The sequence below is a fragment of the Jonesia quinghaiensis DSM 15701 genome (assembly GCF_000423205.1).
Lineage (GTDB): Bacteria > Actinomycetota > Actinomycetes > Actinomycetales > Cellulomonadaceae > Jonesia > Jonesia quinghaiensis.
Map to the genome: position 1 here is coordinate 1 of NZ_AUHN01000009.1, position 19,806 is coordinate 19,806.

The following is a 19,806-nucleotide window of genomic DNA, read 5'->3' on the forward strand; positions in this document are numbered from 1 at the left end:
CCCGGCCAATCCCGCCGCTAAGGCAACTTCTCAACCCTACCAGAACCACCACCAGAAACAAACCCCGGCGGCGACCCCGTCGCGCTGACAAAAGAAAACATTACCCACCCCCACCACCGAAATCAAACCACAAACAGGTGACCCCGCACACATACATTTGCTTCACTGACTAAACGATCCACAGCGCCCCTCCGTAATACCCTTCAGATCCGCCAAGTCCCAACGTTTTCACTATTCATCAAACGTCTACCCGCTAGACACATCGAGGACATCGCACACGGGCACTGTCCCAACAAAGAGGCTGAGCACACCGCTATTCTCCCTGAAGAGGCAAGCAGATGGCGGTAGCATCACAGAGACAGGTTGAGAACCAGATCACACAACGATCGAACCTTGCCACACCACGGCAGGCCACAGTTCACCAGCAGGGCTCGCTGCACGCGCATCCTCACACCGCTACTCACCGGCGCGTAAGACACCAGCCCACCTCAAGGAACGGACAACGATGGACGCGCACCAGTTCACACACCACTACCTCACCCACCTGCAGACAACCTGCGGTGTCACACTCGACGACGCCAGCACGCACGACCTCTACACCGCACTAGCCAGAACAATCCGTGGCCAACTCATCACCCAACGCCACGCGGCCACCAAACCAGCTGACGACGGACATCGTCATCTAGCGTATTTTTCTGCGGAATACCTGCTCGGACCACAAACAAGCAACGCGCTACTCGCCACTGGCCTAACCGACACTGCTCGTCAAGCACTGGCGGAACTCAACCTGGACTTCGACGCCATACTGGCAGCTGAAACAGAACCCGGCTTAGGGAACGGAGGACTAGGGCGCCTCGCAGCATGCTTCATGGACTCCCTCGCAACGCTTGACATACCCGCCACGGGATACGGAATCCGCTACGACTATGGAATATTCCGGCAAACCTTTGTGGGCGGCGAACAAGTTGAACAACCAGACACCTGGCTCACCCTAGGAAGCCCCTGGGAAATCAGTCACCCTGAACGCGCCATCCACATTGGACTAGGTGGCACAGTCACCGAAGCCACAACAGACAACGGAACACCAGCACGCACGTGGAACCCCGCCCGACATGTGCTCGCCGTCCCCTGCGACTACTTAGTCCCTGGGTACCGCACCGACACAGTAAATACGCTGCGCCTATGGAGCGCCCGCGCAACAGATGCCTTCAACCTCACCATCTTTAACTCAGGAGATTTCGAAGCTGCAGTAGCCGAACGCACCGCCGCCGAAAGCATCTCCCACGTGCTGTACCCCGAAGACTCAACCCCCCAGGGCAAAGAACTACGCCTGACCCAGCAATACTTCTTCTGCGCCGCGTCGTTACACGACATCATTGACAATCACATGGCAGCTGGTCGCACACTAAGTGAGCTCCCCCACCATGTGACTATCCAACTCAACGACACCCACCCCGTCATCGCCATCCCCGAACTGCTGAGACTACTCCTCGATGAGTACTCCATGACCTGGGATGACGCCTGGGACATCACACGCAACACGTTCAACTACACCTGCCACACGCTGCTGCCTGAAGCCCTAGAAATTTGGCCGATCGACGTAATCGGACGCCTCCTGCCCCGACACCTCGAGCTGATCTACGCCATCAACCAAACCTTCCTCGACGAGGTCAGGAAAGAGACATCAAACGAACTCCTTGTTCGTTCCATGTCCCTCATTCAAGAACACCCATTCCGCGCAGTACGCATGGCACACCTCGCCACCGTCGGATCACGCATGGTCAACGGAGTAGCCGCGCTCCACTCAGAACTACTACGAACGTCAGTCCTCAAAGACTTCAGCGATTGGTGGCCCGAGAAGTTCACAAATGTCACCAATGGCGTCACTCCCCGCCGGTTTATCGCCCTGGCAAACCCACGACTCACCGAACTCATCAACGACACCATTGGTGACGACTGGATAACCAACCTCCCGGCGTTGCGTGAACTCGAAGATCACGCACACAATCCTGGTTTCATCACCGCATTTCAGGACATCAAAGCGGACAACAAAAAACGGTTAGCTCAGCACCTCGAACAGCGTGACAACATCGAATTACCCGCGGATGCCATCTACGACGTCATGGTGAAACGGCTACACGAATACAAGCGTCAATCACTGAAAATTCTGCACGTTGTCTCGCTCTACGCCCAGGTGAAGGCCGGAATCATCACAGCAGAGAGCATCGAACCTCGAGTTGTCGTCTTTGGGGCAAAGGCTGCACCTGGTTATCGTCTAGCCAAAGAGACCATCTCGCTTATCAATGCTGTGGCTCGCACCATTAACAACGCACCAGAACTTCAAGGGCGCCTCAGTATTGCCTTCCCCGCGAACTACAACGTCACGCTTGCGCAAACACTCATTCCAGCTGCTGATCTCTCAGAACAAATCTCCCTTGCTGGTAAGGAAGCATCAGGCACAGGAAACATGAAGTTCGCGCTAAACGGCGCCCTCACCATCGGCACACTTGATGGGGCAAACGTCGAGATCCGTGACCTCGTCGGGGAGGAGAACTTCTTCCTCTTTGGCATGACCGAACCAGAGGTCGAACAACGGCTACGCGACGGGTACAAACCCTACACACACTACGAATCACACCCCGACCTCAAGCGAGCCATCGACTTGATCGCCTCCGGTGAGTTCGCCAACGGAGACACAGGCCGTTACGAATCGCTGGTTTCTGACTGGCTGTGGAACGATCGGTTTATGGCATTAGCCGACTTCGACGACTACGTGCGCACTCAAGAAGAAGTCACCCGCCGCTATCAGCAACGGGACCAGTGGACAACATCGGCAATCCTTAACGTGGCACGCAGCGGCTTCTTCTCATCAGACCGCTCCATCCAGGATTACCAAGAGCGAATCTGGCAAACTCCACTCGCATAGTGGCCGACAGTGTCATGGGCGGGGAGGAAACCTCACTCCCCGCCCATGACGATCTATAGCTCCACGGTTTTAGGCCTAACGAGTTCCCAGCACCTGTAAATGATTCTGGAGCTCTTGGGACGTGTGGAGCAATTGGGTTGCAGCGGAACGAACCAGCTCAGCCTCACCCGTTGTCAAAGCCGTTGCTTCACCTACTGCAGTCAATGCAACAGTCATCTCATGACTGGCTTCCGACACTCGCGTCACAGAACTCACAATCTCCTGTGTCGTGGCAGTTTGTTCTTCAACTGCCCCAGCAATAGTTGTCTGGTGATCATTGATAGCCGCAACAAGAGCAGTTATTTCTGAGATGTCGCGTTCCGCACGCTGCACCGCAGCCTGAATACCATCAACGCGAGTCGTAATATCTCCGGTTGCCCGCGCAGTCTCTTGAGCTAGATCCTTAACCTCAGAGGCCACAACGGCAAACCCCTTCCCAGCTTCCCCAGCGCGCGCAGCTTCAATCGTGGCATTAAGCGCCAACAGGTTTGTTTGCTCAGCAATGGAGGTAATGGTGCGGACAACGTCAGTAATCGCCGAAGACGTCTCACCCAGTTCTTGGACGGCAGTTGTCACAGCCTGAGACGAAGCCACTGCAGCTGACGCCATCGAAGACACCTCATTGGCTCCACGGGAAATCTCAGCAATTGACGCGCCCATTTGTTGGGCTCCCGCAGCCACCGTGCTGATCCCATCAGACACATCACTGGACATGGCGGCGACTTGGGTCGTGCGCTGGGCAGAGTCCGCAGCAGATTCCGCGATATGAACACTGGAGGAAGCCAACTGTTCTGCTGCTTCATCCAACCCCTGCGCTGCCGATGCGACCCCAGACGTGACGGCTGCCGTTCGGTCAAGCATCGTGTTCAAAGCAATAGCAAGTTGTTCCAATTCTGTGCGCCCAGCTCCAGTATCCAACCGGGTCGAGATGTCCGAATCAGTGAGCACAGTAGTAACTTGGCGGATCGGCGACACAATAGAACGCTTCACCACGGTAGTCACAACCCCAACCCCGAGGAGGAGGACCGCAGCCGCACCAGCAAGAAGGCCAGCGTCACGCATCGCTACAGCATTGACATCATCAACGTAAACCCCAGAACCGATGACCCACCCCCACGGTTCATAACCTTTGACATAGGAAATTTTGGGTTGAGGGGCATCGACCCCCGGCTTAGGCCACTGGTAGCTAACAAACCCCTCACCGTCAACTTGGACAACCTCAACCATCTCCATGAAAAGGAGCTTTCCATCAGGGTCAGCATTCTGGGAGAGGTCGTCGCCATTCATTTCTGGTTTGATGGGGTGCATCACCATCGCGGGTGACATGTCGTTCACCCAAAAGTACTCAGTCTGGGCGTACCGCAACCCCTCCAACGCAGCCAACGCGCCGTCTTTGGCGGTCTGTTCGTCCAGTGTCCCAGCGGCAGCCTGTTCACCGTAAGAATTCACGATGCCCCAGGCTGTTTCCACCACTGCGCGAGTTGCGTTTTCACGCTCGGAAAAGATGCGATCCCGCGTGACCAATACTGAAACGAGGGCCAAGGCGGCCATCGAAAATGCGGTCAACAGTAACAGGACAATGAGTTTAGCCGTGATCGACATCGAACGTAGGCGAGACATAAATGCTCCGTGTGGTGTAAGCCCCCTCCCCGGGTTCCCGGGTTACCTACTCATCGGCCGTCAATCCCCAGGGCATAAGTCCTATACACAAGAAGTTCGTGTTTATTGCGCGCCTCGGCGCGCCTCCACTCCCCGAATAGCGATGCCCACCAGCACTTGAGTGCTGGCGGGCATCGTTGGAAACTAAACTTCTCTGATCATGAAGAAGCTGAGAGGATCTCGCGCATGAGTGCAGCGGTCTCTGACGGGGTTTTCCCCACACGAACACCAGCTGCCTCAAGGGCTTCCTGTTTCGCTGCCGCAGTACCTGAAGAACCCGACACGATAGCTCCAGCATGGCCCATGGTTTTACCCTCTGGGGCGGTAAAACCAGCGACATAGCCAACCACGGGCTTAGTGACGTTCTCTTGGATGAACGCAGCGGCGCGCTCTTCAGCGTCACCGCCGATTTCACCAATCATGACAATCGCTTCAGTGTGTGGGTCAGCTTCGAAAGCCGCAAGGGCATCAATGTGTGTTGTTCCAATGATCGGGTCACCACCGATGCCAATGGCTGTGGAGAAACCGAAGTCACGAAGCTCGTACATCATCTGGTACGTCAACGTGCCAGACTTTGACACCAACCCAATTTTCCCTTGTGTTGTAATGTCTGCTGGAATGATGCCCACGTTGGACTTACCTGGGCTGATGATGCCAGGGCAGTTCGGACCGATGAGTCGGACGCCCTGCTGAGCAGCGTGGGTGTAAAACTCGGCTGTATCAGCGACTGGAACGCCTTCTGTGATGATGACAGTCAGTGGCATACCCGCATCGATCGCCTCAAAAACAGCGGCTTTCGTGAAAGCTGGCGGCACAAAAATCACAGAAACATCTGCACTCGTGGCGGCCATGGCTTCGGCGACAGTGCCAAAAACAGGAATCTCAACAGTTGCGTCACCCTGAGGGAAAGAAACTGAGGTTCCAGCCTTACGCGGGTTGACTCCGCCAACAATGTTGGTTCCCGATGCGAGCATTCGGGTTGTGTGTTTTTGCCCCTCAGCGCCGGTCATTCCCTGAACGATGACGCGCGATTCCTCGTTAATGAAGATAGCCATAATTGTGTTCGTCTCCTTCAGGCTCAGACGTTCGCCAGTTCAGCGGCACGATCAGCGCCGCCGTCCATGGTCTCGGCAAGAGTGACAAGTGGGTGGTTGGCCTGGTTGAGAATCAATCGGCCTTGCTCGACATTATTGCCATCAAGACGCACAACGAGTGGCTTTGTTGCGGTGTCCCCGAGCATTTCGAGTGCCTTAACGATGCCATTTGCTACTTCATCGCAGGCGGTAATCCCACCGAAGACGTTCACAAAAACGCTCTTGACTTGAGGGTCACCCAAAATGACGTCCAGACCCGCTGCCATGACTGCAGCAGAAGCGCCACCGCCAATGTCTAGGAAGTTTGCGGGCTTCACACCGCCATGCCGTTCACCTGCGTAGGCGACGACATCGAGGGTTGACATCACGAGACCTGCACCATTGCCGATCACACCGACTTGACCGTCAAGTTTCACGTAGTTGAGGTTGTTCTCTTGGGCTTTTGCTTCCAGTGGATCAGTTGCTTCGCTGTCAGCAAGAGCTTCGTGATCTGGGTGACGGAAACTTGCGTTCTCATCAAGTGTTACTTTGCCGTCAAGAGCTACAACTGCACCATCTGAGGTGAGAACCAAAGGGTTCACTTCAACCAAGGTGGCATCTTCTTCACGGTAAACGGTCCATAGGCGTTGAAAAACGTCAACAACTCGTTCAGTGAGTTCCTCGGGAAAGCCAGCAGCCGCAGCGATTTCTCGCGCTTTTGCCTCGTTGATACCTTCAGTGGGAAGTACCTCAACTTTAGCGAGAGCGTCAGGACGCTCAACGGCCAGCTGCTCAATGTCTACGCCACCCTCAACACTTGCCATGGCGAGATATGAGCGGTGTGCACGGTCAAGCAAGATGGAGAAGTAGAACTCTTCAGCGATGCTTGCACCTTGAGCGATCATGACACGGTGGACAGTGTGTCCTTTAATGTCCATTCCGAGAATGTCACGGGCAACCGATTCGGCTTCTTGTGGCGAGTGGGCAAGCTTGACGCCGCCAGCTTTGCCACGGCCACCAGTTTTGACTTGAGCCTTTACGACGACTGTTCCGCCGCCTAGCTTTTCCGCTCCGCTGCGCGCCTCTTCTGGAGTTGTCGCAACGACGCCGCCCAGAACTGGCACGCCGTGTTTCTCGAAAATGTCGCGTGCTTGGTATTCGAACAGGTCCACCCTGCGCGTCCTTCCATCGACGGGAACACATATCTCGACATCGAGATATCTTCCATAAGCCTAGCGGTGGGATAGGGCTTTCGTCACGTTAACCTCTGTGGCCTAAGCCACACATCTGCTTAAGAGGTGACGACCGTGAGCGGAGCGTAGCGCAACAAAAGTCGCTTAGCCCCAGCCTCCCCGAAGTCCACCTTCGCTACCGCATTACGCCCCTGCCCTTCCACATGCACAACCCTGCCCACACCGAACTCAGCATGTTGCACTGAAACACCAACCGACAACGACGGAATATCAGCGTCATCTTTTGGCTGAGGAGCGCCACGTTTCGCCACTGGTGGCGATGGCGGAGCTGCCGAGGATTTCTTCCACGCCGGTAGGGAACCTGAGCGACCCGAACCAATCGGTGCACCAAAATCTGCATCATCACCACCTGAGAAAGACTGTGGCGAACCATAGGAAGATGCTTGTGCAGCAGCATGTGATCGCTGGCGCATCAGTTCCGTGGCAGAGAACTTTCGCTTCCAATCGATCAGGGAGTCAGGGATTTCATCCAAAAAACGACTGGGAGGGAAATCGTTTGGCGTTCCCCATGCAGCCCGAGTAGTCGCCCGTGTGATGTACAGCCGTTCGCGGGCTCGCGTGATACCTACATATGCGAGACGCCGTTCCTCTGCGAGTTCGGACTGATCTTGTAGCGAACGCATGTGAGGGAAAGTGCCGTCCTCCATCCCTGTGAGGAAGGCAACTGGGAACTCCAAGCCTTTTGCCGTGTGTAGGGTCATCAACGTGATCACGCCAGGATCAACAACCGGTTGCCCTTCATGCCCGGCGTCGTCACTACTGGGAACAGAATCTGCATCCGCCACAAGTGACACACGCTCAAGAAAATCGCCGAGAGTTCCTTCAGGTTCATCGCGTTCAAACTCGTGGGCAACAGCATGGAGTTCCGCGAGGTTATCTACCCGAGACTGATCTTGAGGGTCTTCGCTTCGACGTAGACCTTCTAAGTAACCCGTGGCATCGAGAACGTCTGCTAACAGTTTCGCCGGACCAACACCAGCAAGCGCTGCCGCTCGAAATTTTTCCACCATGGCAAAAAAATCCCGTGCAGGGCGCACGCTACGAGCAGTGAGACCTGGAATGTCGTCAATTTTTGCCAGCGCGGCGTTGAAAGAAGTTGCCTGTTGTTGAGCAAACACTGCAATCATCGACTCGGTACGCTCACCTAACCCTCGCTTCGGTACATTAAATACACGACGCAAGTTAATGTCGTCATCAGGGTTATTGATGGCATGGAGATAAGCGACAGCATCTTTGATTTCTCGGCGCTCATAGAACCGTGTTCCACCGACAACCTTGTACGGCAGCCCCACCCGGATCAGAACTTCCTCAAGTGCTCGCGACTGGTTGTTTGTGCGATAGAAGATCGCAATGTCTCCTGGGCGCACACCATGGTTGTCGGATAGGGAGTCTATTTCTCGGGCGATGAACCGGGCTTCGTCGTGTTCTGTATCAGCAACATAGCCCACAATTTTTGGGCCATCACCCGATGCCGTCCACAGGTTCTTGGGACGTCGATCGTTGTTGCACGAGATGACGGCGTTGGCCGCTGACAAGATGTTTTGGGTGGAACGGTAGTTCTGCTCGAGCAATATTGTTGTGGCGTTGGGGTAGTCATTCTCGAATTCGAGAATATTGCGGATCGACGCCCCGCGGAATGCATAAATGGACTGATCCGAGTCACCCACAACGGTAAGTTCACCGGCTGAAAGTGTCGGGGTGTCCTGGCCGATCAGTTCACGAATCAAGGTGTACTGAGCGTGGTTGGTGTCTTGGTACTCGTCAACGAGAACATGGCGGAACCGGCGGCGATAGTGCTCCGCAATGCCTGGGTGCTGCTGCAATAGCTCCACAGTTCGCACAATGATGTCATCGAAATCCATGGCATTCGCCGTTGTCAGCCGCTGCTGATAGCGCGCGTAAATCCGGGCGATGATCTGTTCATGTTCGGTGGCCCCGGCGCGAACCTCTTGTTCGGCGGGGCTGATTAGTTCGTCTTTCAGGCCTGAGATTCGGTGTGCAACCCCTTTGGGCGTGAACCGTTTGGGATCAAGCTCAAGCTCCTTGATGACAAGTGACAGTAGTCGTTGAGAGTCTGCTGAATCATAAATCGAAAAAGATGTCTTCATGCCCAACGCTGCGGCGTCTTTGCGCAGTATGCGCACGCACGTGGAGTGGAACGTTGATACCCACATTCTGGCACCCTCTGGACCTACCAGGTGAGAGACTCGTTCGCGCATTTCCGCAGCAGCTTTATTGGTGAAGGTGATAGCAAGAATTTGGCTCGGCCATGCTCGCCCCGAAGCCAGCAACCAAGCAATACGGTGGGTCAAAACTCGGGTTTTCCCTGACCCCGCACCCGCAACAATGAGCAGTGGAGTGCCAGCGTGTTCCACCGCTTGACGTTGAGGCGGGTTGAGTGCGTCAAGAAGACGATGTGCAGTGAACGAATCGTCCAGCTCAACCTCAGTGTGTGGCTGAGCGTCCCACGTATCTCGAGGCGGGGCAAAGCGTGGGAGGGCCGAACTATCAGCGGGAGCAGTGGGCAAGTTGCCGAACAGAGAATCCATAACCCTCCTAGCCTAGCGTCAGCCACTGACGCGAGGCAGTGCCCTGGGTCATGGTTTTGGGCACATGGCTCAAGGGCGTGACAGCGATAGTCGCTGTCACGCCCTTGAGTTGTTCTGCCTAGTCCCCGAGAACAGCCGCAAGGAAATCGCGGGTGCGTTGTTCTGTTGGTTGTGTGAACATCACCTCTGGTGAGGCTTCTTCGACAATACTGCCGGAGTCAAACATCAGTACTCGGTTGGACACGTCACGCGCGAATTGCATCTCGTGCGTGACGATGAGCATGGTGATGTCTGTTGTGCGCGCAACTTCGCGCAGGACTTCAAGTACCTCCCCCACGATTTCTGGGTCTAGGGCTGAGGTAACTTCGTCCAGGAGAAGGATCTCTGGGTCCATTGCCAGCGCGCGCGCAATCGCTACTCGCTGTTGCTGCCCACCGGACAGTTCCAGTGGGTGAGCATGTTCTTTATCAGCCAACCCCACCTTGTCAAGAAGTTCTCGGGCCCGGGTGATTGCCTGGCTCTTCGGGACTTTCAAAACATGCACTGGAGCTTCGATGATGTTTTCTATCACCGTCATGTTGGGGAAGAGATTGAACTGTTGGAACACCATTCCGATGCGTTTGCGGACCTCGTTACGGTGTTTTTCCTTGAGTTCTACACGGCGGCCATCACGGAGGTCATGGGTTAGTGGTTGACCATCAATGAAAATGTACCCACCAGTGAGTTCTTCCAGCGTCATGACCAGTCGCAGGATCGTTGTTTTACCTGATCCCGATGGTCCAATCAGCGTCACACGGTCGCCCTTGTTTACCGTGAAATTCAACTGGTCAAGGACCACGTGGTCGCCAAAACTTTTGTTGACGTCTTGAAACCGAATAGCTGGCTCTTCTTGTGATGTGTCACGCACCACCGTGGAGGTGCTGTCAGTTGGTGTAGGCAAGGCGCTTCTCCAAACGTCCGATGAGCAGCGAAGTGGGGTAACTCGACAAGAGGAAAATCAATCCAGTGAGTGTGATCGCTTCAATGTATGTGAAGTGGTTTCCACCATAGGTTTGTGCTGCGCGCACCACCTCGGTCACCGTAATGGCGATGAGAAATGGGGTGTCCTTGAACATGGAAATCACATAGTTTCCCAGCGCTGGCACCGTAGCGCGTAACGCTTGAGGCACAATGACTGCCCCCCATGTGCGACGCCGCGACATCGACAGCGCAGTTGCTGCTTCCCATTGTCCAGCGGGGACCGCGTCGATTCCGGCCCGGTACACCTCAGACATATAGGTCGCATAGTGGATACCGAAAATGATGACCCCGATGAGCAGAGGCTCTGCATCGAGAAAAATGTAGTAGGCAAAGAGAAGTTGCACCACGATCGGTGTCATCCGGATCACGTTGGACACTAGCCCGATGAGCGCGCTGATTGGGCGAGGGCTTGATCGCCGGGCAATTGCTAGAACAAGCCCCAGCACTGCTGCGATGAAAGATGACACCACAGTCACGTACAAGGTGACAGTGATAAACGCTTCAAGGAGGAGCGGCAGCACCTCCCAGGCGGCATCCCAGTCCCACAATGGTCGACTATTCATCAGGCCACTCCTTTCCCAGCTCGTGATGCTGATGAGGAGAAACTTAAGGCGCTACGCAATGAGTCGCCCCGGCCTAGCTTGTGTTTTGCGCGAATCTCCAGAGCATTCATTCCGAGCGTGAGTAGCGATGCCAGTGCGAAGTACAGGAGAAGCCCGACGGTATACGCGAAGAACGTGTCGGTGTCTTGACGAAGTTTGTCGATCATGAACGTCAGGTCAGCCATGGCGATGATGCTGACGATAGCCGTTCCCTTCAATAACTGGATGAGGAGGTTCGTCAGAGAAGGGATCATCAACGCCCATGCTTGCGGGAAGATGACCCGCCACATTCGTTGTGTGCGCGAAAGACTCAGTGCAGTTGTCGCTTCCCATTGGCCTGCCGGTACCGAGTTGAGTGAACCGCGCACTACCTCAGCCCCGTATGCACCATAGTTGAGGCCCAAGGCAAAGATGCCGACGGCAATTGCCGATAGTTCTACACCGAATCTGGGAAGCACAAAGTACAGCCAGAACAACTGCACAACCAATGATGTGCCACGGAAGAATTCAATAAATACCCGGGCAGTACCTCGCAGAAGGATGTTGTCGAAACGGGCCAGCAGCCCGAGTGCAATTGCCACCACAAGGGCGAGCGCTGCACCGCCAACAGTTAGCACAAGGGTGATGCCTATGCCGTCAAGTATCTGTGGCCACGCATCACGAAGCTTGATCAGATGCTCACTCAAGGAGGTCAGCCCAACTCTCCGGCACACAGTTGTTCTGTGGTGAGATCAGCTGGTGGCAAGTTTTCTTCAGTGAAGCCGTACTCACCGACAAGATCAAGGTATGCCTGTGAGTCACCGGTTACCTGAGCCAACTCAGCGTTGTACTCCTCTAGTAGTGCGGTGTCTTCTTGACGGAAAACGGTTGATCCGGCACCGACTTGCGCGACGTCATCGATAACTTGAACAAACGCTTCTGTTGTCTCCACTCCTGCGTCTGGGTTGTTTTGCACCATCCAGTTCAGGGAAATAGCGGTCATAGCAAATGCGTCTGCACGCCCGTTGGCTACTACATCCATGCCGTCTTGGGCGTTGTCCACGTATGTGACGTCCTCAAGCCCCAAGGCATCCGCGTAGCCAGCTTCGATACCACCGTTGAGCACGGCCAAACGAACGTCACCTGCGGCCGCAACTGAATCTAGGTCACTTAGCCCTTGGGGGTTTCCTTGGGGAACCATGAGCCCGGTGGTGTACATAATTTCGGGATCCGAGAACGCTGCTTGCTTACAGCGGTCGGGAAGGATGGACATGCCTGCGCTGATGGCGTCGAATCGTCCGGCATTCAACCCTGGAATGAGCGAGTTCCAGTCGACTTCAACAACTTCAACGTTGTCAATTCCCATGCCAGCAAAGATTTCCTCATGCATAGCGATGGTAGCTCCGCGCGCTTCGGAGCCTTCGACCCACGAGTAGGGGCGCTCATCTGCGATAGCGACAGTGATGGTTCCTTCATCTTTGAGGCGCTCAAGTGTGCTCTGCCCAGCGGACTCATCGCTGGTGGAACTGCATGCGCCAAGACCAATCATGAGTGCTGCGCTGGCTGCTGCGGTACGTAGCCCTAAGTGGCGGGAGTGTGTCATCTCATCCTCTTTCGGTTGTGCGGGGCGAACCACGGGCTATGAGGAGCCGGCAACCCGACCCGAAATGGGTGATGGCCGCGTACTACCCTACACAGAGCGAAGACATTTGCACAGTCTGATCTTCCTACTGTCCTGTTGTATACAATCCACGAGCGTTGGTAAGGTCGACGCTTCGATGCATCAGTAACAGGAGACCCTTGATGCACACATATGCTTACGTCAGAACATTTGTGCAGTGACGCACCACGAGCCACACCGAAGGGAACGACATGCCACATAGCTCGCCTCGCCCAGGAGTTTCTGTCTTTCGCGTCCCTCGCGCGTCAACAGTTGATTTAATCGCTATCGAACTACGGCAAGCGATTTTTTCCGGCGCACTACCGGTCGGCTCTCCCCTCGGCGAGGTCGAGATCTCAGGTCAATTGGGGGTAAGCCGTAGTCCCTTGCGCGAGGCCGCCCAGCGACTCGTCCAAGAGGGACTACTCACCGCTACACCCGGACGAGGGCTGCGAGTGAGCTCCATTCCCCCCGAGCTAGTTCCCGACCTTTACACCGCTCGACTCGCGGTCGAAGGGCAAGCTATTCGGATCATCCACCGTGATGGTGACACACAAAAACACAGCGAACTACACGAGGCGCTAGATCACTTACAGTCAGTGTCACAGGGCGAAGATGCCAGGAAAATCGGGGATGCCGACCTAGATTTTCACCGAACTCTCGTCGCGCTCGCGCACAGCCCTCGCCTCAGCCGCGCAATGGAAACACTTATCATCGAGACCCGAATTGCCAGCTACTCCATGCCGCAGGGATACGCGGTGCGTCGTTCGGTGTCCCCGACCTATGCCGCGCTGCTTGAACACCTGGACTCTGGAAACACACAAGGCGCCCTGAAAGCCCTTGAAGACCAGTTCAACGACGCTGTTGACCGCCTTACCGGCCGCGCCACTCACGTGGACACTGTTGAACCATCACTTCAAGCAGACCAACCAACACTTGGGCCCATTGAGGTGCTTGAATAACAGGCACCGCTTCCGGAAAAACACCCAGTTACTTGCAGTGAGACAGTATGAACCATCATGTCGGCAGGGCTTCACCAAGAGAACTACGTGATGATCAGCCCAATAACCCAGATCCCACACGCCAGAAGCGAACCCGCCAGTTCGACGATGATGGTTATACCGGTGGCTTTGAGGGCTGTTATTGTCATGGCCCACGCTTGCTCGTGCTTGTTGCCTCGCATCAACTCAACAACGTAGACGGTAAGAATAAAACCGATCGGCAACCCAATAACCGGGAGGATAAAAAACCCGATAAAGCCAACGATGAGGGCCAGAACAATAGTCATGTTGGGCACCCCATCGCGCTTCAGGTATTTACCTGCCCACAGGTATTTCACTATACCTGCCAGCACCAATGCTAGAACGGCGATCGCAAAAACCGCCCAAGCGCTCCCCCCTTCGAGTGCCGCCCACACGCCAATCGCCCCCGCGATGATCAGCGCTCCTGGATAGATCTGAATGATCGATCCGATGACACCGATAAGCAACGCGAGGGCGATAAAGAGATCCTGGGGAAGTTCCACTCTGTGATTATCCCAGAGTGTGACGCCCCGCGAAGAAAATAGCCAGTGCAACGTTGACCACTGTCAGCACACCGATCGATGTGATGAGTGCACGGGGGGCATTGTCACCTTGTTTCTTCGCGCGGAACGCGAGAACAACAATGACCACTGTGATGAGAGTTTTGATGCCAATCTTCATGTGGTTGAGTTCAGCGTCCGATCCCATCTCGGCAACTCCAACCATGAGGAGCCCGGTAACGAGTGCGGTTAACGCGGCATGAGGAACCCCTCGATACAGACCGGGTTTACGCATCGTTGCGATCCATCCGCCAAGGATGATGGCCCATGAGAGTAGGTGCAGGAACAAAAGAGCTTGATACACGACGTCCATGCTTGCCATCCTAGGCGGAATTCCGCGGTTCAGCCAAGAGCGTTACGACACTTTGTCATTTTCTTTGACTCACCTCACAGCCGGAACATCAGCAAGCCAGTTAACACTGGGAAACACTGCTTTACCAGCGTTAATTCCATGATTCGGACCATCTAGACACCCCATGTTTCCTGGCGTACGGTCATGTCCATGGCCATCGTTCAGAGCACCCCACACACGGCATCAGGCACCGCCTGTGCCGTCATGTGCGCTGCCACACGCCCGGCCATTCAACGCACATGCTGCTGTTGTTGATCGCGCAATTCCCAGCCACTGCCGCGCGACCGCACTCAGATCTCCACACGAGGCACTCCCCTCGTGGCGTCGCGCATCATCACCTTCAGCTTTAACCCCAGGGATCCCCAGATGACTGCGTCACACACCCCAGCTCGCCCACAACGCCCCGCACGGGCAGCGAAACCTCAAGGCCAATGGAAAGTTGACGGAACCACCCCCCTCAACGCCAACGAAGAGTTCAAGCAACAAGACAACGGCCTCAACGTGCGCGACCGCATCATTGAGACCTACGCCCGCCAAGGGTTCGATTCCATTCCCACAGAAGACCTCCACGGGCGATTCCGCTGGTGGGGGCTCTACACCCAGCGCAAGCCCGGCATCGACGGTGGTCGTACCGCCACCCTTGAACCGCACGAACTTGAAGACAAGTACTTCATGATGCGAGTCCGGATCGACGGCGGATCACTGACAACCACCCAACTACGTGTCATCGGTGACATCTCCGTGCGCTACGCCCGCGATAGCGCAGACATTTCCGACCGACAAAACGTGCAATACCACTGGATCCAGGTCGAGGATGTTCCTGCGATCTGGGAAGAACTCGAAGCAAACGGCCTACACACCACTGAAGCGTGTGGAGATGTGCCCCGCGTAGTTCTCGGTTCACCCGTGGCAGGAATCGCCGACGACGAACTCATTGACGTCACGCCGTTCATTGATACCATCACCCAGCGATTTATTGGTGACCCTGAACTAGCTAACTTGCCTCGCAAATTCAAAACAGCCATGACCGGGCACCCCAGTCAAGATGTCGTCCACGAAATCAACGACGTATCTTTCGTGGCAGTCAACCACCCAGAGTTAGGCATCGGCTTCGACGTGTGGGTGGGCGGTGGCCTGTCCACAGTGGCGCACATGGCAAAACGTCTTGGCGCTTTTGTCGCCCCTGATCAAGTCGCTGATGTGTGGCATGGCGTGGTACAAATCTTCCGCGACTACGGGTACCGCCGGCTCCGCAACCGGGCACGCCTGAAGTTCCTGATGGCAGATTGGGGACCAGAAAAGTTCCGAGAAATCCTCGAAACCGAATATCTTGGCTACGCACTCCCAGACGGCCCTGCACCGCAATCCCCCACGCGACCAGGTGACCACGTCGGTGTCCACCGCCAAAAAGACGGGCTCTACTACGTCGGGGCTGCCCCCTACGTGGGACGTGTCTCTGGCTCAACACTCGTTGCTGTCGCTGACCTCGCTGAATCAGTCGGTTCCCACCGGGTGCGCCTCACACCACACCAAAAACTCCTGATCCTTGACGTCCCTGAAGAACACATCACCACCCTTACTGACGGTTTACGGGATCTTGGTTTGAGCGCTCGCCCCTCCCCGTTTCGCCGAAACACCATGGCTTGCACCGGCATCGAATACTGCAAATTGGCCATCGTTGAAACGAAGGCCACTGCAACCCGCACCATTCAAGAACTCGAAGAACGCCTTGGCGACGTCGAACACCTCGGTCCCATCCGCCTCCACGTCAACGGATGCCCCAACTCGTGCGCCCGAATCCAAACCGCTGACATTGGTCTCAAAGGCCAACTCGTGATGGACGACGACGGCAACCAAGTCCCTGGATTCCAGGTCCACCTCGGTGGCGGATTGGCAAGTGACACACGTGCAGAAGCCGGAACCGGTCGCACCGTCCGCGGTCTCAAAGTCACCGCTGATGAACTGACCGGTTACGTCGAACGCCTCGTCCACCGCTTCGAAGATGCCCGTACTGACGGCGAAACCTTCGGCGAATGGACCCACCGGGCACAGGAGGACGAACTACGGTGAACCCCTTAGAAGAAGCCCGAGCGCGAGCGCAAGCAGCAGCACAAGAACGCACCCTCCGCAAAGAACACGCCGATGCTGCCCGCGCATCTGACACAAGCCAACCCCGGCGCAGCACCGAAGAGTTACGCCAACTCGCTCAAGAAGGTGAGGAACTCCTCGCAGGATCAGGAATCGGCACACCCGATGAAGCGACCTACCGCGAAGTCATCGAGTGGGCTGCAACAACCTTCGGGTACCGCACAGCAGTGGCATGCTCGATGGCCGATGCGGTCCTCCCTGCACTCGTTGCCGATGCTCTGCCCTTCGTTGACGTGCTCTTCCTCGAAACGGGATACCACTTCCCCGAAACAATCGGCACCCGCGACGCAGTGGCCCAAACCATGGAAGTCACAGTCCGAGACATCGCAACCCCATTAAGCGTCGCCGAACAAGACGCCCACTATGGAAAAGACCTCTGGAGCCGCGACCCAGCCGCATGCTGCGCCATGCGGAAAGTGCAGCCCATTCACCAAGCGCTACAAGGATACGAACTGTGGGTCACCGGTGTGCGCCGCGACGAAGCCCCCACCCGCGCCGCGACCCCCCTCGTCACCTACGACGACAACAACGGCCTCGTCAAAATTAACCCACTGGCTGCGTGGAGTTTCGATGACCTCATCAACTACGCACAAGAAAACAACATCATCACCAATCCCCTCTTGGCCGACGGATACCCATCCATCGGGTGCGCCCCGTGCACCCGACGTGTCGCGCCAGGTGAAGATCCGCGAGCCGGCCGGTGGGCCGGACTCGCCAAAACGGAATGCGGGCTGCACGTATGACCACCCACCTGACCGATACCCGCCAACTCACGCAACTCCAGGCGTTGGAATCAGAAGCCATCCACATCATCCGAGAAGTCGTTGCAGAGTTCGAACGACCCGGCTTGCTGTTCTCCGGGGGCAAAGACTCCGTCGTCATGGTGCACCTGGCCCGAAAAGCCTTCTGGCCCGCCCCCATTCCCTTCCCTCTGGTACACGTAGACACCGGACATAACTTCCCTGAAGTACTGGAATACCGCGACGCCACCGTGGACAAGCTCGGCGCGCGCCTCATCGTCCAACGTGTGCAGGACTACCTCGATGATGGTCGCCTCACAGAACGCGCGGACGGCACCCGCAACCCGCTGCAAACCCAACCCCTGCTCGACGTCATCGCTAACAACCGATTCGACGTCGTGTTCGGTGGAGGACGCCGCGACGAAGAAAAAGCGCGCGCAAAAGAACGCGTGCTGTCCTTGCGCGATGCCTTTGGGCAATGGGACCCACGAAACCAACGCCCCGAATTATGGCGCCTCTACAACGGGAGGCACGCAGTAGGCGAACACGTTCGAGCATTCCCGTTATCCAACTGGACTGAACTCGACATATGGCGATACATCGCCGCAGAAAACATTGAACTACCAGGGCTGTACTACGCCCACCACCGCGAAGTCTTCGACCGAGACGGAATGGTCCTCGCCGTTGGGCCGTGGAGCCAACCACGCGACGGTGAAGAAGTCACCACTCGCCTGGTGCGCTACCGAACCGTCGGAGACATGTCATGCACCGGAGCAGTGGAATCAGACGCAACCGACGCATCTGCAGTCATTGAAGAAGTCGCCCTCACCCGCATCACAGAACGTGGCGCAACCCGAGCCGATGACCGGCTCTCCGAAGCCGCCATGGAAGACCGCAAGAAAGAAGGCTACTTCTAATGAGCACACTCCTGCGCCTCGCAACAGCAGGCTCCGTAGATGACGGAAAATCAACGCTCGTTGGTCGCCTGCTCTACGACTCCAAATCCGTACTAGCAGACCAGCTGGAATCAGTAGAACGCGTGTCACGTGACCGCGGCCTAGAACACGCCGACCTGGCACTACTGACCGATGGGCTGCGCGCCGAACGCGAACAAGGCATCACCATCGACGTGGCGTACCGCTACTTCGCCACGGCACGACGCAGTTTCATCCTCGCAGACTGCCCCGGCCACGTGCAGTACACCCGAAACACCGTCACCGGCGCATCAACCGCCCACGTTGTTGTGCTGCTCCTCGATGCCCGCAAAGGCCTCCTTGAGCAAACACGCCGCCACCTCGCCGTTGCCTCACTCCTGCGCGTACCCCATGTCATCGTGGCCGTGAACAAAATCGACCTTGTTGACTACTCCGAACAGCGCTACAACGAACTCGACCAAGAAATCCGGCAAGTCGCCGCTGAACTAGGTGTTGAAGGCATCTCGACGCTGCCGGTATCCGCACTGGTAGGCGACAACATTGTGGACCGCTCATCTGCCACACCCTGGTATGGGGGGCCTTCCCTCCTCGAGCTCCTCGAAGAGATCCCTGGAGACATCGAACCGGCCAGCGGGTCGTTCCGGTTCCCCGTACAAACCGTTATTCGCCCTCAAGGGGCAGCTGCACCACAGTTCCGTGACTACCGAGGTTACGCAGGCCAAGTCGCCCAAGGGGTGCTGCGCGTCGGCGACCCCGTGACAGTGCTGCCCTCTGGGCGCACCACCACCATTGCGGGCATCGACACTTTCGATGGCCCACTCGACGAAGCGTTCGCACCACAATCAGTGACCGTTCGCCTCACCGATGACATCGACATCACCCGCGGTGACCTCCTCACGTCGCGTGCGGATGCCCCCACTGTCACCCAGGTGATCTCAGGGACCCTTGCGTGGCTCGCGGAACGCACACTCCTACCAGGAACACGGGTCTTGGTGAAACACACCACCCGCGTTGTGCAAGGCATCGTCCAAGACGTGAACTCACGGTTGAATCTCGATACCGCAACCCACGAACCCGCTCAGTCCCTCGAACTCAACGACATTGGTCACGTCACTATCCGAGTAGCCAGCCCCCTGGCTGCAGAAGACTACCTCGACTCACGGCACCTCGGATCATTCTTAGTCATTGACCCAGCCAGCGGATACACGCTAGCGGCAGGAATGGTTGGGGACGCACTGGAAGCAAAAATAGATCCAGCATCCCGACCTGCACAGTTCAGCATCTAGCAG

General features: G+C 56.4%; 17 protein-coding genes. 7 read left to right on the top strand and 10 right to left on the bottom strand.

Annotated elements, in window-relative coordinates:
* The first annotated feature begins 505 nt into the window (after positions 1-505).
* Positions 506-2,926: a glycogen/starch/alpha-glucan phosphorylase gene (locus G538_RS0107765; protein ID WP_029068876.1), complete on the top strand. Its 2,421-nt coding sequence runs from the start codon at positions 506-508 to the stop codon at positions 2,924-2,926.
* 75 nt (positions 2,927-3,001) lie between these two features.
* Here the strand turns inward: G538_RS0107765 and G538_RS0107770 are convergent, their stop codons facing one another.
* From G538_RS0107770 to ehuB, 8 genes are all read right to left on the bottom strand, one after another.
* Positions 3,002-4,585, bottom strand: a complete 1,584-nt coding sequence (locus G538_RS0107770; RefSeq protein WP_029068877.1) for a methyl-accepting chemotaxis protein — start codon at positions 4,583-4,585, stop codon at positions 3,002-3,004.
* A gap of 197 nt (positions 4,586-4,782) precedes the next feature.
* Entirely contained in the window at positions 4,783-5,679 is an 897-nt protein-coding gene (sucD, locus tag G538_RS0107775) for a succinate--CoA ligase subunit alpha (protein ID WP_029068878.1), read from the bottom strand.
* Between the two features lie 23 nt (positions 5,680-5,702).
* Positions 5,703-6,869, bottom strand: coding sequence for an ADP-forming succinate--CoA ligase subunit beta (gene sucC / locus G538_RS0107780; RefSeq protein ID WP_029068879.1), 1,167 nt, complete (start codon positions 6,867-6,869; stop codon positions 5,703-5,705).
* A 119-nt stretch (positions 6,870-6,988) separates the two neighbouring features.
* Positions 6,989-9,499, bottom strand: coding sequence for a DNA helicase PcrA (gene pcrA / locus G538_RS0107785; RefSeq protein ID WP_029068880.1), 2,511 nt, complete (start codon positions 9,497-9,499; stop codon positions 6,989-6,991).
* Between the two features lie 118 nt (positions 9,500-9,617).
* Positions 9,618-10,439 carry an ectoine/hydroxyectoine ABC transporter ATP-binding protein EhuA gene (gene ehuA / locus G538_RS0107790; RefSeq protein WP_084618225.1) on the bottom strand — a complete coding sequence of 274 codons (822 nt, stop codon included), beginning with the start codon at positions 10,437-10,439 and terminating at the stop codon, positions 9,618-9,620.
* On the bottom strand, positions 10,423-11,082 hold the full coding sequence (ehuD, locus tag G538_RS0107795) for an ectoine/hydroxyectoine ABC transporter permease subunit EhuD (protein WP_029068882.1): 660 nt from the start codon (positions 11,080-11,082) through the stop codon (positions 10,423-10,425). Before ehuD ends, ehuA begins: the two co-directional genes overlap by 17 nt.
* Entirely contained in the window at positions 11,082-11,807 is a 726-nt protein-coding gene (gene ehuC / locus G538_RS0107800; RefSeq protein ID WP_035833921.1) for an ectoine/hydroxyectoine ABC transporter permease subunit EhuC, read from the bottom strand. The genes ehuD and ehuC overlap by 1 nt, the downstream gene beginning before the upstream one ends.
* A 5-nt stretch (positions 11,808-11,812) precedes the next feature.
* Positions 11,813-12,703 carry an ectoine/hydroxyectoine ABC transporter substrate-binding protein EhuB gene (ehuB, locus tag G538_RS0107805; protein WP_029068884.1) on the bottom strand — a complete coding sequence of 297 codons (891 nt, stop codon included), beginning with the start codon at positions 12,701-12,703 and terminating at the stop codon, positions 11,813-11,815.
* 269 nt (positions 12,704-12,972) lie between these two features.
* Here ehuB and G538_RS17330 point away from each other — a divergent pair, with 269 nt between their 5' ends.
* Positions 12,973-13,722, top strand: coding sequence for a GntR family transcriptional regulator (locus G538_RS17330; protein ID WP_084618227.1), 750 nt, complete (start codon positions 12,973-12,975; stop codon positions 13,720-13,722).
* 83 nt (positions 13,723-13,805) lie between these two features.
* Here the strand turns inward: G538_RS17330 and G538_RS0107815 are convergent, their stop codons facing one another.
* Positions 13,806-14,285: a DUF456 domain-containing protein gene (locus tag G538_RS0107815; RefSeq protein ID WP_029068885.1), complete on the bottom strand. Its 480-nt coding sequence runs from the start codon at positions 14,283-14,285 to the stop codon at positions 13,806-13,808.
* 7 nt (positions 14,286-14,292) lie between these two features.
* Positions 14,293-14,655 (bottom strand): hypothetical protein, encoded by a 363-nt coding sequence (locus G538_RS0107820; protein ID WP_029068886.1) that lies wholly within the window; start codon positions 14,653-14,655, stop codon positions 14,293-14,295.
* Between G538_RS0107820 and G538_RS18015 the strand changes: the two genes are divergently transcribed.
* The 5 genes from G538_RS18015 to G538_RS0107845 all read left to right on the top strand — a co-directional run bounded on the left by G538_RS18015 (position 14,654) and on the right by G538_RS0107845 (position 19,803).
* Entirely contained in the window at positions 14,654-14,797 is a 144-nt protein-coding gene (locus G538_RS18015) for a hypothetical protein (protein ID WP_157544376.1), read from the top strand. The two genes, G538_RS0107820 and G538_RS18015, sit on opposite strands and share 2 nt — an antisense overlap.
* A gap of 263 nt (positions 14,798-15,060) precedes the next feature.
* On the top strand, positions 15,061-16,764 hold the full coding sequence (locus G538_RS0107830) for a nitrite/sulfite reductase (protein ID WP_029068887.1): 1,704 nt from the start codon (positions 15,061-15,063) through the stop codon (positions 16,762-16,764).
* A complete protein-coding gene (locus tag G538_RS0107835; RefSeq protein WP_029068888.1) occupies positions 16,761-17,585 on the top strand; it encodes a phosphoadenylyl-sulfate reductase in 825 nt (274 codons plus the stop codon). The genes G538_RS0107830 and G538_RS0107835 overlap by 4 nt, the downstream gene beginning before the upstream one ends.
* Positions 17,582-18,499, top strand: coding sequence for a sulfate adenylyltransferase subunit CysD (gene cysD / locus G538_RS0107840; protein ID WP_029068889.1), 918 nt, complete (start codon positions 17,582-17,584; stop codon positions 18,497-18,499). The genes G538_RS0107835 and cysD overlap by 4 nt, the downstream gene beginning before the upstream one ends.
* Positions 18,499-19,803: a sulfate adenylyltransferase subunit 1 gene (locus G538_RS0107845; protein WP_029068890.1), complete on the top strand. Its 1,305-nt coding sequence runs from the start codon at positions 18,499-18,501 to the stop codon at positions 19,801-19,803. The genes cysD and G538_RS0107845 overlap by 1 nt, the downstream gene beginning before the upstream one ends.
* The last annotated feature ends 3 nt before the right edge of the window (positions 19,804-19,806 follow it).

Coding starts and splice junctions, on each gene's coding strand:
- G538_RS0107765 (WP_029068876.1), top strand. CDS start 506: ATGGACGCGCACCAGTTCACACACCACTACCTCACCCACCTGCAGACA.
- G538_RS0107770 (WP_029068877.1), bottom strand. CDS start 4,585: ATGTCTCGCCTACGTTCGATGTCGATCACGGCTAAACTCATTGTCCTG.
- sucD (WP_029068878.1), bottom strand. CDS start 5,679: ATGGCTATCTTCATTAACGAGGAATCGCGCGTCATCGTTCAGGGAATG.
- pcrA (WP_029068880.1), bottom strand. CDS start 9,499: ATGGATTCTCTGTTCGGCAACTTGCCCACTGCTCCCGCTGATAGTTCG.
- ehuD (WP_029068882.1), bottom strand. CDS start 11,082: ATGAATAGTCGACCATTGTGGGACTGGGATGCCGCCTGGGAGGTGCTG.
- ehuB (WP_029068884.1), bottom strand. CDS start 12,703: ATGACACACTCCCGCCACTTAGGGCTACGTACCGCAGCAGCCAGCGCA.
- G538_RS17330 (WP_084618227.1), top strand. CDS start 12,973: ATGCCACATAGCTCGCCTCGCCCAGGAGTTTCTGTCTTTCGCGTCCCT.
- G538_RS18015 (WP_157544376.1), top strand. CDS start 14,654: ATGCTTGCCATCCTAGGCGGAATTCCGCGGTTCAGCCAAGAGCGTTAC.
- G538_RS0107820 (WP_029068886.1), bottom strand. CDS start 14,655: ATGGACGTCGTGTATCAAGCTCTTTTGTTCCTGCACCTACTCTCATGG.
- G538_RS0107830 (WP_029068887.1), top strand. CDS start 15,061: ATGACTGCGTCACACACCCCAGCTCGCCCACAACGCCCCGCACGGGCA.
- cysD (WP_029068889.1), top strand. CDS start 17,582: ATGACCACCCACCTGACCGATACCCGCCAACTCACGCAACTCCAGGCG.
- G538_RS0107845 (WP_029068890.1), top strand. CDS start 18,499: ATGAGCACACTCCTGCGCCTCGCAACAGCAGGCTCCGTAGATGACGGA.